Below are 16,994 nucleotides of genomic sequence, written 5' to 3'. Positions count from 1 at the left end.
TGTTAGTGGGCAACCGCAGCAGCGCCGTGTTCATCGATCAACGCACCGTTGTGGAAACGGTCGATGGAGAAAGGTGCGGCCAACGGGTGCATTTCACCCTTGGCCAGGCTCGCGGCAAATACGTTGCCCGAGCCAGGTGTCGCCTTGAAGCCACCGGTGCCCCAACCGCAGTTGAAGAACATGTTCGGGACCGGCGTCTTGGAGATGATCGGGCACGCATCCGGCGTGGTGTCGACGATGCCGCCCCACTGCCGGTTCATGCGTACGCGGGACAGCACCGGGAACATCTCGACGATGGCCTGGATGGTGTGCTCGATCACCGGGTACGAACCACGCTGGCCGTAGCCGTTGTAGCCGTCGATACCGGCGCCGATCACCAGGTCGCCCTTGTCGGACTGGCTGATGTAACCGTGCACGGCGTTGGACATGATCACGCTGTCGATAATCGGTTTGATCGGCTCGGACACCAGCGCTTGCAGCGGGTGGGATTCGATCGGCAGACGGAAACCGGCGAGCTTGGCCATGTGCCCGGAGTTGCCGGCGGTCACCACACCGACGCGCTTGGCGCCGATGAAGCCCTTGTTGGTTTCAACACCGATGCACACGCCGTTTTCCTTGCGGAAACCGATCACTTCGGTCTGTTGGATCAAGTCCACGCCGAGTGCGTCAGCGGCCCGGGCAAAGCCCCAGGCCACGGCATCGTGACGGGCCACGCCGCCGCGACGCTGGACGGTGGCGCCCAGCACCGGGTAGCGGGTGTTCTTCGAGCAGTCGAGGTACGGAATCTCATCGGCCACTTGCTTGGCATCCAGCAGTTCGCCGTCCACGCCGTTGAGGCGGTTGGCGCTGACCCGACGCTCGGAATCACGGATGTCCTGCAGGGTGTGGCACAGGTTGTAGACGCCGCGCTGGGAGAACATCACGTTGTAGTTCAGGTCCTGGGACAGGCCTTCCCACAATTTCATCGCGTGTTCGTACAAGTGCGCCGACTCGTCCCACAGGTAGTTGGAGCGAACGATGGTGGTGTTGCGCGCGGTGTTACCCGCCGCCCAGCCAGCCTTTCTCGACCACAGCCACGTTGGTGATGCCGTGTTCCTTGGCCAGGTAGTAAGCCGTGGCGAGACCATGCCCGCCACCACCGACGATGACCACGTCATAGACCTTTTTCGGGGTCGGCGTGCGCCACATTTTCTGCCAGTTTTCGTGATGGCTGAGGGAGTGTTTGAAGAGGCCGAAGCCCGAATAGCGTTGCATAGTCATTTACTCCAAAACCGCGCTCAGCGATAAACCGGGAAGTCCGCGCACAGGGCTGCCACTTGCTGCGCCACATTCGCTTCAACGTCGGCATCGCCGAGGTTGTCGAGGATGTCGCAGATCCAGCCGGCCAGCGTCACGCACTGGGTGACTTTGAAGCCGCGCGTGGTCACCGCCGGGGTGCCGATGCGCAGGCCCGAGGTCACGAACGGCGACTGTGGATCGTTCGGCACAGCGTTCTTGTTCACGGTGATGTGGGCGCGACCGAGGGCGGCGTCCGCATCTTTACCGGTGAGGCCCTGACGGATCAGGCTGACCAGGAACAGGTGATTGTCAGTACCGCCGGACACTACATCGTAGCCGCGTTTGATAAACACGCCGGCCATGGCCTGGGCGTTGTCGATCACTTGTTGTTGGTAAGCCTTGAAACCAGGCTCCAGCGCTTCCTTGAAGCACACCGCTTTACCGGCGATGACGTGCATCAGCGGGCCGCCTTGGGCGCCGGGGAATACGGCGGAGTTGAGCTTTTTCTCGATTTCTTCGTTGGCCTTGCACAGGATCAGGCCGCCACGTGGACCGCGCAGGGTCTTGTGGGTAGTGGTGGTGACCACGTCGGCGTACGGCAGCGGGTTCGGGTACAGACCGGCGGCGACCAGACCGGCCACGTGGGCCATGTCGACGAACAGCAGCGCACCGACCTTGTCGGCAATCTGACGGAAGCGCGGGAAGTCGAGGGTCTTGGAGTAAGCCGAGAACCCGGCGACGATCATTTTCGGCTTGCACTCGACGGCCAGGCGTTCAACTTCGTCGTAGTCGATCAGACCGGTCTTGGTGTCGATACCGTACTGCACGGCGTTGTAGAGCTTGCCGGAGGACGACACTTTGGCGCCGTGGGTCAGGTGACCGCCGTGGGCCAGGCTCATGCCGAGAATGGTGTCGCCCGGCTGGATCAGGGCCAGGTACACGGCGCTGTTGGCGGAGGAACCGGAGTGCGGCTGGACGTTGGCGTAATCGGCGCCGAACAGTTGCTTGGCGCGTTCGATGGCCAGGGCTTCAACCTTGTCCACGTGCTCACAGCCACCGTAGTAGCGCTTGCCCGGATAACCTTCGGCGTATTTGTTGGTCAGGCCACTGCCTTGCGCTTCCATGACGCGTTTGCTGGTGTAGTTCTCTGACGCGATCAGCTCGATGTGATCTTCCTGGCGTTGCTCCTCGGCATTCATCGCCGCCAGCAGTGCATCGTCGTAGCCCTTGATCTGGTCTTGCTTGCTGAACATCGCGTCTCTCCCAGCGGCGGCTTGTGCGCCTTTCGTCTCGGTGAGGCACGTACCTTTCGGCAGTGCCCTTTGGATGCGATGGTATGACCGGCGCAGACAGGTCAAATGCCTATGGACGCCACGCAAAGGTGCGTTTACGACATGACGCAAAATGGCTGCGTCCTGTGGCGAGGGAGCTTGCTTGTGGCGAGGGGGCTTGCCCCCGTTCGGCTGCGCAGCAGTCGTAAAAAACCCGGGACTGCAATGTCTTGATCTGGGGCCGCTTCGCAGCCCAACGGGGGCAAGCCCCCTCGCCACAAAAGCCCCATCCACAGAAACGGCATCAGGCAATGAGTTGGCGTAACGCCAACAGGGCGAGGAAGTGCGCGGGATAGAGCGCGTACGCCCAACGACGCATGGGCGGTGGCTTGAGGCTACGAGCGTGTTGCAGTAGCAATACACCGATCAGTGGCGCAATCAGACAAGCGGCAATACCGAAAATCGCCGCGCTGTTCCCCATCCGCGCCGCGCCATACAGCACCTGCCATTGATTCGCCGCCAGGCACACCAGCCCCGGCAACAGGCTGAAATACCAGGGCCGGCGGATCACCAGCAGCATCGCCAGCGGCAACAGCACGCCGAAGAAACCGAACATCAGTCGCTCCGGGAACACCAGCGCAAGCAACACCGCGCCGATCGCCAGCCATCGCGATTGAAGTGTCGGCTGCTGCCAGCCCCGCGCCACCAGCAAGCCAAGTACCAGCGTGGGCATCACATTGAAGGTGTCGGGATCGGGAATGTAGATCCGGTAGGGAATTTCGCTGATGGCGCTGAATACGATCAACCACCCCAGGTAACGCCACTGACCCGTTGCAGTGGCTGCACGCGCCCGCGCCAGATTCGTCGCCATTGCCAGACAAAACCACGGAAACGCCAACCGCCCCGGCACATACAGAAAATCGACGGAGTAACCGACATATCGCAGGTGATCGAGCACCATGCTCAGCAGCGCCAGCCACTTGAGCAGATCCAGCGCGCCGTCCCGTGGCGTCATGTGCATAATTGCCCGTCAACTGTGTACATTTCTGACAGCATCACTGCGTGTGCTCCCCGGACGATCTTCGGTAAAGTGCGCACCATCATTGACCACAAGTCCCTTCACCATAAGGGCCTTGAACACGGAATCAGGCCATGACCGATAAGAGCCAACAATTTGCCAGCGACAACTATTCCGGTATCTGCCCTGAAGCCTGGGCAGCCATGGAACAGGCCAACCACGGCCACCAGCGCGCCTATGGCGACGACGAATGGACCGCCCGCGCGTCCGACGATTTCCGCAAATTGTTTGAAACCGACTGCGAAGTGTTCTTCGCGTTCAACGGCACTGCCGCTAACTCTTTGGCCCTGTCCTCGCTGTGCCAGAGTTACCACAGCGTGATCTGCTCGGAAACCGCCCACGTCGAAACCGACGAATGCGGCGCCCCGGAGTTTTTCTCCAACGGTTCCAAATTGCTGGTCGCGCGCACTGAAAACGGCAAGCTGACCCCGGAATCGATCCGCGAAGTCGCGCTCAAGCGCCAGGACATCCACTACCCGAAACCCCGCGTCGTGACCCTGACCCAGGCGACCGAAGTCGGCAGCGTCTACACCCCGGAAGAAATCCGCGCCATCAGCGTCACCTGCAAAGAGCTGGGCCTGAACCTGCACATGGACGGCGCGCGCTTCTCCAACGCCTGCGCCTTCCTCGGTTGCACCCCGGCGGACCTGACCTGGAAGGCCGGCGTCGATGTGTTGTGCTTCGGCGGCACGAAAAACGGCATGGCCGTGGGCGAGGCGATCCTGTTCTTCAACCACAAACTGGCGGAAGACTTCGACTACCGCTGCAAACAGGCCGGGCAACTGGCCTCGAAGATGCGTTTCCTCTCGGCCCCCTGGGTCGGCATCCTGGAAAACGACGCCTGGCTCAAATACGCCCAACACGCCAACCGCTGCGCGCAACTGCTGGCGGAACTGGTCAGCGACATCCAGGGCGTGGAACTGATGTTCCCGGTACAGGCCAACGGTGTGTTCCTGCAACTCTCGGAACCCGCCATCGCCGCCCTGACCGCCAAGGGCTGGCGCTTCTACACCTTCATCGGCAACGGCGGCGCGCGCTTCATGTGCTCGTGGGACACCGAAGAAGAGCGCGTACGCGAACTCGCAACGGACATCCGCGAAGTCATGTCCCGCTAAGCCCCGACACCGATCATTCCCACGCTCCGCGTGGGAATGCAGCCCGTGACGCTCCGCGTCACAAGCGGAGTCTGGCCTTGCGCTGGCGGTGAAGCTGGAACGCGGAGCGTCCCTGGAGGCATTCCCACGCGGAGCGGGGGAACGATCAGTGGAGGCGCGTCGCCATTTCCCACGCGCTTCGCGGTGCCGTCCGCTAGCCTGACGTCAAAACCCGGCTCACCCTAGTCATCCCTTCGCAATGGAATGCACCTATGGGCCGAAGCCGCTACACCATCACCGAACCTGACAAACCCCACTTCCTCACCTGCACCCTCCTGGAATGGCTCCCGCTGTTCATCCGGCCTTATATCGTCGATCACCTGCTCAATTGCTGGCGTTATCAGCAAACGCATCAGGATTTAAAGCTGTATGGCTATGTGGTCCTGGAAAACCATCTGCACTTCGTCGCGCAAGCTCCAGACCTGAGTAAATGCCTCCACCAGTTCAAATCCTTCACTGCCCGACAAATCCTGGACGATTTGCAAAGCAAAGGGGCTGAACGCGCATTGCAGCGTCTGCGGTTCAGTAAACGGGCGCACAAGAAGGATCGCGTTTATCAGCTGTGGCAGGAGGGTTCACATGCCGAGATGGTGCTCAGCGAAACAGTGATGCGCCAGAAGCTGGATTACATCCATTACAACCCGGTGAAGCGTGGGTATGTGGACTTACCGGAACAGTGGAGGTACTCAAGCGCCCGAGATTACGCAGGTCAGGAAGGACTGATCGAAATACAGCGGTGGTACTGACACGTTGATCGTTCCCACGCTCCGCGTGGGAATGCAGCCCGTGACGCTCCGCGTCACAAGCGGAGTCTGGCCTTGCGCTGGCGGTGAAGCTGGAACGCGGAGCGTCCCTGGAGGCATTCCCACGCGGAGCGGGGGAACGATCATCGTCGATCATCGCGGCACGCGTCTTGGACTACATTGAATCGCTCAGACAATAACAATCAGGAGCGCACCCATGTCCCTTCAAGGCAAAACCCTGTTCATCACCGGCGCCAGCCGTGGCATCGGGCGCGAGATTGCGCTGCGGGCCGCGCGGGACGGGGCCAATATTGTGATTGCGGCTAAAAGTGCCGACGCGCATGCCAAGTTGCCGGGGACGATTTTCAGCGTGGCGCAGGAAGTTGAAGCGGCGGGTGGCCAGGCGTTGGCGCTGCAGGTGGATGTGCGCGATGAAGTCGCGGTGCGGGAGGCCTTGGCCCGGGCCAATGAGCATTTCGGCGGGATTGATGCGCTGGTCAACAATGCCGGGGCGATCAAGTTGACCGGCGTGCAACACATCGAACTCAAGCGCTTCGACCTGATGCACCAGATCAACACCCGCGCCGTGCTGCTGTGCAGCCAGGCGGCCCTGCCCTATCTGAAAAAATCCAACGGCCACATCCTTAACCTGTCGCCGCCGCTGAACCTGGCGACGAAATGGTTCGCGCAATACAGCCCCTACACCGTGACCAAGTACGGCATGAGCATGCTGACGCTGGGAATGAGCGAGGAATTTGCCAATTACGGCATTAGCGTCAACTCGCTATGGCCGCAAACCATGATCGCCACGGCGGCCATCGAGTTTCAGCTCGGCTCGCGGGAATCGTTCAAACACGCACGAACGCCGGCGATCATGGCGGACGCCGCGCACATCATTCTGGACAGCAGCGGTCGCAGCATGACCGGGCGGTTGTTGATTGATGAGGAGGTTTTGCGCGAAAGCGGAGTGACGGAGTTCGAGGGGTATCGGTTTGAACCGGGCTCGATCGACAAACTGATGCCGGATCTGTTTGTCGACTGAAAAGCGAACCCTGCAGGAGCTGCCGGAGGCTGCGATCTTTTGATCTTGATCCTGAAAACAAGATCAAAAGATCGCAGCCTCGTTTCGCTCGACAGCTCCTACAAGGTTATTGCGCGAGCTTCAAAAATCGATCCGCACGTCGCCCTTCGGCACACTGCAGCACGACAGGATGTAACCCTCGGCCTCGTCTTCCTCGGTAATCCCGCCGTTGTGGTCCATTTCGACCTCGCCCCCCAGCTTCATTACCTTGCATGTCCCGCAGATCCCCATCCCGCACGCCTTTGGAATCAGCAAGCCCAGCTTGGCCGCCGCCGCATGCACGGTTTCACCCGGGGCCACCCGAATGCTCTTGCCGGACGAGATAAATTCGACTTGATGCAGGTCCGCCAAATCGACTTCCGGCGCGTCGGCAGCGATTTCGGCTTGTTCCACCGCATCGGCACGGGCTTCCGCTGGCGTGGCGCCGAAGGATTCCTCGTGATAACGGCTCATGTCGAAACCGGCCGCCTCGAGCATACGTTTGACCGCGTTCATGTACGGCGTCGGGCCGCAACAGAACACTTCGCGCTCCATGAAGTCCGGCGCCATCAGTTCCAGCATCTTGTGGTTCAGGTAGCCGCGATAACCGGCCCATGGCTCGCCCAGACCGTGCTTCTCGCAGATCAGGTGCAGGCTGAAGTTATCGATCCGCGACGCCATGTGTTCCAGCTCGCGGTGATAGATGATGTCTTTGGGCGAACGGGCGCTGTGGATAAACACCATGTCGACGTTGCCGTTGGTGTCGTAGAACCAGCGCGCCATGGACATGACCGGCGTGATCCCGACGCCACCGCTGAGGTAGAGCACCTTCGGCGCGGTGAAGTCCATGGCGTTGAACAGCCCGACCGGCCCGTGCACCGCCAGCTCCTGGCCTTCGTGCAGCGTGTCGTGCAACCAGTTGGAGACCTTGCCCCCCGGCACGCGCTTGATGGTCACCGAAAAGCTGTACGGCACCGACGGCGAACTGGAAATGGTGTAGGAACGCATGATCGGCACGCCGTCGATTTCCAGCTCCAGGGTCACGAACTGCCCGGGCTTGAAGAAGAACAGGATTGGCTGATCGGCCATAAAGCAGAAGGTGCGCACGTCCCAGGTTTCCTGGATGACTTTGACGCAACGGACGATGTGTCGACCATTGGCCCAGGTCTGGGTGGTTACCGGATTCAGGAAGCTGTTGGACATGCTGTTCTCCACCGCCGATGGTCGGCCTTATGTTGGCGATTCTGCGTATAGCGCGAGCCACCCATTTACCTATCTGCGACATTCACATACTTATCGCGACCAGCCCCCAACTACCGGGGGTTGCGCGTCGGGAACAGATTGGGCCATGTCGCCCATGGATAAGGTTCAGGGATGCGCCGGCCCCACACTCGCTCCACACAACTACAGTTTCTTTACGCCTTGCGATGTAACCGTATCAGCCACTTTCGCCGGCCTCACAGAAAGGCCTTGAGGATCAAATCGATGGACGTCACCGCAAAAATCAGCCTGGGCGATCCGCTGGAACCCGCACGCAAGGCCACCGCGCAGATGCTGCAAGAGCGCGAGCGCACTTTCTCGCTGCCACAGCCGTTTTACTCTGACGAACGGCTGTTTGATATCGATATGCAGGAGATCTTCCAGAAAGAGTGGTTGATCGCCGGCATGACCTGCGAAATCCCGGCCAAGGGCAACTACCTGACCCTGCAAGTCGGCAAGAACCCGATCATCGTGATCCGCGGCGCCGACGGCGTGGTGCACGCATTCCACAACGTCTGCCGCCACCGTGGCTCGCGGCTGTGCACCAGTGAAAAAGGCAAAGTCGCCAAACTGGTTTGCCACTACCACCAGTGGACCTACGAGCTGGACGGTCGCCTGCTGTTCGCCGGCACCGAAATGGGCGCCGACTTCGACATGAAGCAGTACGGCCTCAAACCGGTGAGCGTGAAGACCGCTGGCGGCTACATCTTTATCAGCCTGTCGGAAAACCCGCCGGCCATTGATGACTTCCTGTCGACGCTGAACCATTACATGGAACCGTACGACATGGAGAACACCAAGGTGGCGATCCAGACCACCTTGTTCGAAAAGGCCAACTGGAAACTGGTGCTGGAAAACAACCGCGAGTGCTACCACTGCAACGCGTCGCACCCGGAACTGCTGAAGACCCTGCTGGAATGGGACGACGTCACCGACCCGCGCGCCGACCAGGCGTTCAAGGACCACGTCGCCGCCTCCGCCGCCGCCTGGGAAGCCGAGAAGATCCCTTACGCCCACGCCAGTTTCGGCCTGCGTAACCGCATCGTGCGCATGCCGCTGCTCAAGGGCACCGTGTCGATGACCCTCGATGGCAAACAGGGCTGCGCCAAACTCATGGGCCGGATCAAGAACCCGGACCTCGGCTCGATGCGCATCCTGCACCTGCCGCACTCGTGGAACCACTGCATGGGCGACCACATCATCGTGTTCACCGTGTGGCCGATCAGCGCACAGGAAACCATGGTCACCACCAAGTGGATCGTGCACAAGGATGCCGTCGAAGGCGTGGATTACGACGTCGAGCGCATGCGCAAAGTCTGGGATGCGACCAACGACCAGGACCGGCGCCTGGCGGAAGAGAACCAGCGCGGGATCAACTCCACGGCTTACCAGCCTGGGCCTTACTCCAAGACTTATGAGTTTGGCGTGGTGAATTTTGTGGATTGGTACAGCGAGCGGTTGTTGAACAACCTCGGGGCGGAGCCTGCGCCTTACCTCAAAGGCGTGCCGGTTCAGGGCTGACCTGAGCATGATCGTTCCCACGCTCCGCGTGGGAACGCAGCCCGGGACGCTCCGCGTCCCAAGAGCCGAACGCGGAGCGTCCATTGAGGCATTCCCACGCAGAGCGTGGGAACGATCATCTAAGGGAAGACCACCGCACTGACCCATCCTCCCCGATAAACGTCTCCTCGATGTTCTCCCCCACCAGCCGCACTTTCACGTAACCGTTCAACACCCGATCCGGGTATTCCTCGTCCCGCGCATTCTCGGTTTCCGACCACAACACCCGCGAATGCCCGTTCAGCTCGCTGGCATTGCCATACGGAATCGCCCCATGCCCGGCGCACCGTGCATGCAGCCCGCCCTGGGCGGCGTAGCAGATGCCGTTGTGCAAATGCCCCCAGTACCAGTAATCCGGCTCACGCCCCAAGGCATCGCACACCGGTTGATACAGCGCCGTCTTGTTGTGCCCGGAGATATCAAAGCCCTGGTGGTGGCTGAGCACCATGATCTTCTTGCGCTGAGGCAGCTGTTTCATCCAGGCGATCTGCTCTTTGTTCAGCGTGCCGTCCATGTACAGGTTGATCGCGTCCGAGGCGTAGGCCGTGTCGAGCCCGACCACCAGCCAGTCATCGTTGTACAACGCGAAATAACTGGTGCCCTGCTGCGTCGGGAAGCGCTTGGCCAGTTCCTTGTAGTAGCCATGGGCGCCGCTGTACATCTCGTGATTGGAATTGAGGGTGAACGAGCCGTGCTTGCCCATGGGCCAGCCGACCATGTCGACGTCTTCCTGGGAGTGAGTGCCGGCGTAATACACGTCCCCCAAGTGAATGGTGAAATCGGCCTGGGCCAGTTGCATCTGATTGGCCACCGCCACCGCTGGGGCATGGCTGTCGAACGGCCCGGTGCCCCAGTCGCCGGCAATCCCCAGAATCACGTCGCTGTCCATTTTCATCAGCGCCGGGGTGGTGGCGAACGGCGCGTGATGCCGCAGGTTTTCGATCCACTTCAGCAACGCCTCGCTCCACAGCAAGTCCAGCAGTTCCCACTTGCGACAACCGAGCAGACTGCCGTCCTTGAGCACCCGGGTTTGCAACTCGTCGGTGGATTGCGGCAACGGGGTGGCGTTGCCGATGTGCAGGATCGACAAGCCGTGGGACAACTCCCACGGCACGCTCGGTTCATCGTCCGGCAAGTCGCCGTGCTTGAGCACGTATTGCGCCTGGTCGTGACCGCGCTGCAGCAGCGCGACAATGGCCTCGAACTCTTGCGGCTCCAGCTCGCTGACGAGTTTCTTCCACGACATTTCCAGCCGCGTGAACAGCCCGTGCAGGCGCAGCTTGACCTTGTCGTACTCATGTTCCCAATGACTGACTAATGACATGTTGGCCTTCCTCCATCCGTAGTGGGATCACAGGGTTTTCATGAATTCGATGAGCGCCCGTTTATCGACATCCGACAGCTGCGTGCCATACAGGTGGCCGCTGTTGTGGTTGCCTTCCAGTCGTGTGTCGTATTTGAAGCCCCCCGGGATTTGGGTGGTGGTGACGAAGCCGACCTTCTGCTGGTCGTAGACGTCGGAACCGGTGAAGAACACCGGCGGCCGCTGTTCCGGTGGTTGCAGCAAATCCCACAGGGTCGGCACCGAACCGTTGTGCAGGTAAGGCGCGCGCATCCAGATGCCGTCGGTCGGGGTGTTGCTGTAGCTCTGGGTCTTGCGATAGGCGTTGAAGTCGAACGGCGGTTTCTTGAAGCCGTGGAACGCGGTCACCAGACCGGTGGTGAACGAGTCCAGGCGATGGGGATCGGTGCCCAGTTCATCGATGTTGGTGGTGACCTGGCCGGTGTCGGTGCGGCCGAACTCATGGCACCCGGCGCAGTTCTTGTCCCACACCGGTTTGCCCTGGGCAACCTTGGCCTGATCCAGCGCCCACGGCCACTTCGGTGGCTGGGTGCCGAGCAGCCAATTGGTCACGCGGTTGAAGCTTTCCGGCAGCACCGATTCCGGCGTCGCGCCCACGGCCATGGCCGCTGCGTAGTTGCGCTCGTGGATGTCGTTGTTGTTGCCGTCCCAGTGCAGGTACAGCGACTCCCGGGGTTTCTGGTTCCAGACTTGCGGCAGGTCGACGGTGCCGATGGTCGAGTCATCCGGGAAGCCGAACACCACCATTTTGGTCGGGTTGAAGGTGTCGGTGCGCCCCGGTCCTTGAGGTGGGCGCAGCTTCTGCCAGGCGTACGCCTGTTTCTGCGCGAGCAACGCGCTCTTGGCCATCGGGATGATCAGGTAGCGGTTGTAAATCCGCTCGAAAAAGCCGAGCTGGAACTTGCTGTTGATCGCCGTCATCACCGCGTCGGTGGTGAATTTCGGGTCGCTGGCGCAATCGTAGGCGAACCACTGGAAGGCCTGGAGTTGCAAGGTGTTGGCCGGTGCGGTGGCCACCGTTTTGGCGACGTCGCTGGCATTCGCGCGGTAGGAACCGGTGTGGCACAGGGCGCAGTTCGGCTCCACGGTCGGGTAGCCGATCTGCCGCTTGGCCATGCCGACGGGCAGGTCCTTGCCGTTTTCGTAGAGGAAGCCGAAGACTTCATAGCCGCCGGGTTTCGGCAGTTTCTCCGGGCACATCTGCGGCAGTACGGCGAACAGGTAATACGGGATGCGTGCTTCGATACCGAGGCCGATGGCGGCGTATTTGTAGTGGTCTTCATCCGAGGCGTATTTCTCTGCCGGCACCACTCGCAGCATTTGGTACCAGGTTTCGTAGCCGATAAACCCCAGCAGCAGCACCACGATCAGCGTCCCGACCTTGAAGCCGTGGCTTTGCCAGCGCAGCGCCCATCCGGCGCGCCACTCCCGCCAGCCGTCGCACAGCAGCGCCAACGGCCGAGTGGCCGGCGTGGTGCCGAGGTACAGCAGGATCCCGAGGATCAGGAACATGCTCAAGTCGCCGAGGAACATCGGCACGAACACCGTGGCCTGGTTGCTGGTGTTGATCAGGTAGATCCAGAACGCCACGGCGATCAGCCGCGACAACACGCACAACCAGGAATGCACCACGAACCTCGGCGCGTTGAAGCCCGACGGCATGTAGAACACGCTGATCCCCACCAGCAACATGCCGGCGTTTTCCAGCCAGGGATCGGAGAGTTGCGGCGGCAGGCCGAGCATCGACGTGAGCAGCGCCGGGGCAAACAGGGCTGGCAGCGCGAAGAACATGTTCATCACGATGCCTAGCCAGATGAAGCGTTGAAACCAGCGGATGTAACTGTCCATATCATCCATTTCCTTGTGCAAGACCCGCAGAGGTGTAGCGCCTGGTAAATCGCCTTCGCGGGCAAGCCTCGCTCCTACAGGTTTCGCGTCGCTTTTGTAGGAGCGAGGCTTGCCCGCGAAGGGGTCGCCTCGGTCTACCGCCTAGCCGATAGCGGTTTTCTCCAGGTGTTGCAGGATGATCGGGTACACATCCACCACCGCGTCCTTGCCGAACATGCAGTCGATGTGGCCATACCCCGGCACCACGTGCCGGCTGTAGCGCTCCGGCCCGTGGGCCTTGCACACCCGCTCGAAGGTCTTGAGCGTGCTTTGCGGCAGGTAACACTGGTTGTCCGCGCCGCTGATGAAACAGATCGGCATGCTCAGCCGATCGAAGTGCGACATGTACACGTCTTCACCCTTGAAGTTCACCAGATGACCTTTGCGCACAATCAGCGCCAGGTGCTCGAAGGTGTGCATGTTCGACTCGCCGAACAGTTCGTGCAGGTTGTCGTGCAGGGTTTCGTTGAGGGTGTCGTGGCGGTACAGCGACGCATACATGAAGGTGATGCGGTGGCACACCGGGTTGGTGCAATAGCCCTGGGCCTCGATCCGCGCGTAGCCGTTGAGGGCTTTGTCGTAGAGTTTGTTGAACCAGTTTTCCTTGTTGTCGGCGTAGGCGGTGAGGGATTTCACACCCATCGCATCGAGCATCCCCGGCAGGTGCAACCCGGCCTTCAGCCCCGTCGCCGTCGCTACCACGGTATCCGCCGCAATCTGCGAACAAACCACCGAGCGCACCCCTTGCAACCCGGCCAGCAGCGACATGAAGAAGGTCGTCGCGCCGTAGCAATGCACCACGCATTGCACATCTTTCGCCTGAGTCGCCTGCCGGATCTGCGCGATCGCCGCTTTGAAGTCGTACTCGGCGATCTGGTCGCCGTTCCATTCCTGCTTGCTCGCCGGCAGCAGGATGCTCACCCGCAGATCCAGCAGCCACACGTCGTACTCGTGCTTGCACAGGAATTCCAGCAGGTTGGTCTGGATGGTGTCGGTGGAGAAAATGTTCGAGCCCACGCCCAACCCATGCACCAGCATCACCGGGCCTTTAGTGCCGCCCTGATAACGGGTCAGGCGCAGCTCCACGTTGTCCTCGGTCTGGAAGAAATGCACGCTCGGCGTTGGCGCATCCAGCGGTCGTTTCAGCCGCGGCGGCGCGTCCGGGTTGAAGTAGATGTCGCCAGCAAACACTCCGCCGTAACTCTCCCAGAGAATCCCGGCGAAGAACTTGCCGAACCGCGCCAGGCCTTCGATGCGCTCGCGTTCGTTGCGCGCATTCAGCACTTTCATGGTGGTCATTTGCTTGGCGAAGTCGGTCGGGTGGATGTGCATCACCCCGGAGCCAATCACCGCGCCAGTCTTGTCCGGCCCGTTGTACAGCGTGACGTAGAGGGTGCTGGTGTCGTGCCAGATATTCAGCACGCCGTTGTCTTCGGGCACAGTTTTGAAGGCGCTGAAGAAATAGTCGTGACCGTCCTCGGCGGTCAGTTTCATGTCGTATTTCATGTGGCGTACGCCGACCTGTTCCTCGAACTGCTCGAACAGGTTGAACACGCCGTTGCTGGCGGTCAGTGGCTGTGGCGACAGGCCCGGAGCATTCAGCGTGCCGACCAGGGTCGCGGCATGTTCCGGCTCCTTGATCATGCGGTTGAGGTCGTTGGCGGTGATGGTCAGGGTGAACTCGATGGGCGAGTTTTCCGCTTCGCCACGGGTGGCCGCCGCTTCATACAGCTTGAGGTCGGTGCCTTGGGCCTGGGTGAAATCCTTGGAGAAGTAGCCCTTCATGGTTTCGGTGAACTGCACGCCGAGGGTCGGCGGCGCCACCTGTTTACGCGGCGCTGACGGCAGCGTGTAGTCGATCTGCCAACCGCGATCCGCCGCCAGCAGGCCCATGTTGCGCTCGCTCACCGCCGAGATGGTCAGCAGCGGATTGACCGCCAGGGACGTCGGGATCACCGCGCCGTCGGTCACGTACAAACCGGCGTACACGTCAGTGCCACTCGCACCGCTGAACACCTGGCCCTTGTGGTTGACCACGCCCTGCCCCGCGTCCTCGCCCATCACGCAGCCGCCCAACGGGTGGACCGAAACGATGCTGTGCTTGAGCAGTTTGGTCCAGATCGGGTTCTCGACCCAGATCCCGCCCAGCGCCTTGGTGCTCAGGTGCAGGCGCTCGTTGCCGATTTTGACGTTCTCCTGCTCGCCGACGCCCGGCCAATCGATACGCAGTTGATCCTTGCTGTCGAGCACCATCCGGCCTTTGCCATCGTCGTGGCTCATGATCAGGTAGGTCTGCATGTTGTGCAGCGCGCCGTAATACGGGCCACGCAGGAAGCTTTCGGCCTCGCGCTCCTTGTATTTCAGTTTGCCGCTGAAGCTGTCGTCAGTGGCTTTGCCGATCAGTTCAGCGAACCCGGCCATGCTCGGCACCATCGGCCGGCCGAGGGCGCCGGGGATCGAGCCTTCTTCGATGACCATGCGGCTGCGCCAGTCGCCTTCGGTGCGCATGTCGATGATCGAGGTGATGCACGGACCGACTGGCTGCAGTTCCTTGGCCGGATGGGCGCCGAAACCGATGCCGTTGATCGGCTGTTCGCAGTTGTGGCCGAAGCCGAGGATGTCACCGTTGCCGCTCATGTTTTCGCCGAGCTGGTTGGACGTGGACAAACCTTTGTCCCTAGAGCGCAGGAGGATTTCGGTGGAGCCCAGGGTGCCGGCGGAAACGACCACGATGTCGGCTTTGACGAACAGCGTTGGCGCCGAGAATTTCTCACGGCCGCTGTCCAGGTACTGGAAGTGCACGATCCAGCCATCGCCGTCGCGCTCCAGATGCCGCACTTCGGCCTGGCAGAAAATCTCCGCGCCGTGGTTCCAGGCGTCCGGCAGGTAGTTCATCAGCGTGGTGTTCTTGGCCTTGTTGTTACAGCCCGAGACGCAGTCGCCGCAGTGGTTGCACGGCAGTTGTTCGACGCCGACGTGGTTGAGGTTGTTCGGCAGTTTGTCGAAGGTCACGTTGATCGGCGGCCGGTAGAAGTGCGCGCCTTGCTTGAGGTAATCCGCCGACTTCTTGTTGGCTTCCAGTTTCGGCAACACCGGGGAGGTGCTGGGATAAGGCGTCGGTTTGAGCATTTCCCGAGCCCGGGCGTAACCGTCCTTGAGCAAGGTGTCGCGATGTTCGCGCACCGCCAGCGGCCAGCGCGGATCGTCGAACACGCCAGGCTCCGGTTCAAGGGCCACGTTGGCGTTGATCAGCGACGTACCGCCCAAACCGCAACCGACCACCACGTTCTGTTGGGCGTTGACGTGCAGATCGAACAACCCGGTGCGCGAGCCGATGTGGCCGTCCGGGTCATGCACCTGCAATTCCTCGGTGGCCGCGATCATGGTGTTCGGGTATTCCCCAGGCTGCATCTCCCGCCCGCGCTCCAGCAGGCACACCCGCTTGCCCGCCCGGGACAGGCGCGAAGCCGCGATCCCGCCGCCATAGCCGGAGCCGATGACGATCACGTCGTAGTGTTCCTTGATGTCGCTGATGGGCGTAGCGATCCGGGTCATGGTTCTTTTCCTCTCAGGCTGATGGGGCAACTCTGCGGTTGCCTGCAATCAATGGGCGAACGAACACCTGGCCACCGGGCGAACCCGGCGGCAGCAAGCTGTGTCAGTGCAAAGGTCTGGCGCTATAGACGCGCACGCTGATTGACGGCCCGGCGATGGATTCGCTTGCGCAGCGAAGTCGCGGCGGCCGGGACGCAGGTCGTGCAGGGAATGGGGTGCGAGCGGTGTGGCTGGCTATCCATCACGCGTTCTCCCTGAACCAGATGTGGATAAGTGGCGGCTGTCCTTTTGTAACTGGTTAGTGAAGACACGCGGCAGTTTGAAGTCAAGGAAGTGCCTTAGAACTGTATGAAATCTGATCTATAGCGTTCGGGCCTATGAACGGCGTGGCTTGCAGGGTTTAGCGAACAAGTTATCCACACCTTCGCCCACAGCAAATGGGGACAACTATGGGTTTCCCTGGAATTAGCCTGATAAATACTGAAGAAAAACCGTGACTTATCCAGAAGCAGGGTTTGCAGAGGTGATTGGGTGTTTTTTGATCAAAAGCCTGGAGGGCACGTTATGTATGGCGTGTAGCGGATGGCGAACACCTTATCCACAGAAGCGCCAACAGACTTTGGGGGCAACTTTGGCGGATCTGTGGAAAACCGCTGATAGCTTCGATAAATCGGGGTTCGCAGGCGGTTTAACGAGTTAAAACGATGAATTGGGTGTTTTTTGATCAGTCGCTTGATAGGCCCGGTTTATATAGCCTGTAGCGGACAGCGAACATCTTATCCACA

Annotated in this window: 10 protein-coding genes and 1 pseudogene; 4 read left to right on the top strand and 7 right to left on the bottom strand. The window is 60.9% G+C overall.

All coding sequences use genetic code 11. From position 1 onward, the window contains the following. Nucleotides 1-2: 2 nt before the first annotated feature. The 3 genes and pseudogenes from ACZ89E_RS25335 to ACZ89E_RS25325 all read right to left on the bottom strand — a co-directional run bounded on the left by ACZ89E_RS25335 (nucleotide 3) and on the right by ACZ89E_RS25325 (nucleotide 3,570). Nucleotides 3-1,254, bottom strand: a pseudogene (locus ACZ89E_RS25335) (sarcosine oxidase subunit beta). Between the two features lie 23 nt (nucleotides 1,255-1,277). Then, the gene (gene glyA / locus ACZ89E_RS25330) at nucleotides 1,278-2,531 is read right to left on the bottom strand and encodes a serine hydroxymethyltransferase (RefSeq protein WP_149659736.1); all 1,254 of its coding nucleotides are present in this window, start codon (nucleotides 2,529-2,531) and stop codon (nucleotides 1,278-1,280) included. Between the two features lie 322 nt (nucleotides 2,532-2,853). Then, nucleotides 2,854-3,570 (bottom strand): TraX family protein, encoded by a 717-nt coding sequence (locus ACZ89E_RS25325; protein WP_149659629.1) that lies wholly within the window; start codon nucleotides 3,568-3,570, stop codon nucleotides 2,854-2,856. A gap of 131 nt (nucleotides 3,571-3,701) precedes the next feature. Here ACZ89E_RS25325 and ACZ89E_RS25320 point away from each other — a divergent pair, with 131 nt between their 5' ends. The 3 genes from ACZ89E_RS25320 to ACZ89E_RS25310 all read left to right on the top strand — a co-directional run bounded on the left by ACZ89E_RS25320 (nucleotide 3,702) and on the right by ACZ89E_RS25310 (nucleotide 6,566). Next, complete coding sequence (locus ACZ89E_RS25320) at nucleotides 3,702-4,742, top strand: threonine aldolase family protein (protein ID WP_463258690.1); 1,041 nt, start codon at nucleotides 3,702-3,704, stop codon at nucleotides 4,740-4,742. A gap of 251 nt (nucleotides 4,743-4,993) precedes the next feature. Further along, a complete protein-coding gene (locus tag ACZ89E_RS25315; protein WP_149659631.1) occupies nucleotides 4,994-5,527 on the top strand; it encodes an REP-associated tyrosine transposase in 534 nt (177 codons plus the stop codon). A gap of 214 nt (nucleotides 5,528-5,741) precedes the next feature. Beyond that, complete coding sequence (locus ACZ89E_RS25310) at nucleotides 5,742-6,566, top strand: SDR family oxidoreductase (RefSeq protein WP_476256662.1); 825 nt, start codon at nucleotides 5,742-5,744, stop codon at nucleotides 6,564-6,566. A 120-nt stretch (nucleotides 6,567-6,686) separates the two neighbouring features. Here the strand turns inward: ACZ89E_RS25310 and gbcB are convergent, their stop codons facing one another. Further along, nucleotides 6,687-7,787 carry a glycine-betaine demethylase subunit GbcB gene (gene gbcB, locus ACZ89E_RS25305; RefSeq protein ID WP_149659633.1) on the bottom strand — a complete coding sequence of 367 codons (1,101 nt, stop codon included), beginning with the start codon at nucleotides 7,785-7,787 and terminating at the stop codon, nucleotides 6,687-6,689. A gap of 282 nt (nucleotides 7,788-8,069) precedes the next feature. On the opposite strand from gbcB, the gene gbcA reads away from it, so the two are divergent. Beyond that, nucleotides 8,070-9,365, top strand: coding sequence for a glycine-betaine demethylase subunit GbcA (gene gbcA / locus ACZ89E_RS25300; protein WP_149659635.1), 1,296 nt, complete (start codon nucleotides 8,070-8,072; stop codon nucleotides 9,363-9,365). Between the two features lie 115 nt (nucleotides 9,366-9,480). Here the strand turns inward: gbcA and ACZ89E_RS25295 are convergent, their stop codons facing one another. The 3 genes from ACZ89E_RS25295 to ACZ89E_RS25285 form a co-directional block, all read right to left on the bottom strand. Further along, the gene (locus ACZ89E_RS25295; protein ID WP_476256661.1) at nucleotides 9,481-10,728 is read right to left on the bottom strand and encodes a metallophosphoesterase family protein; all 1,248 of its coding nucleotides are present in this window, start codon (nucleotides 10,726-10,728) and stop codon (nucleotides 9,481-9,483) included. Nucleotides 10,729-10,755: 27 nt separating this feature from the next. After that, nucleotides 10,756-12,615 (bottom strand): c-type cytochrome, encoded by a 1,860-nt coding sequence (locus ACZ89E_RS25290; protein WP_476256660.1) that lies wholly within the window; start codon nucleotides 12,613-12,615, stop codon nucleotides 10,756-10,758. 141 nt (nucleotides 12,616-12,756) lie between these two features. Further along, nucleotides 12,757-16,209, bottom strand: coding sequence for a GMC family oxidoreductase N-terminal domain-containing protein (locus tag ACZ89E_RS25285; RefSeq protein ID WP_476256659.1), 3,453 nt, complete (start codon nucleotides 16,207-16,209; stop codon nucleotides 12,757-12,759). Between the last annotated feature and the right edge of the window lie 785 nt (nucleotides 16,210-16,994).

The organism is Pseudomonas sp. TE3899, assembly GCF_056279105.1.
Note: the sequence above shows the minus strand (reverse complement) of the source record. Positions and strands in the feature narration are given on the sequence as shown.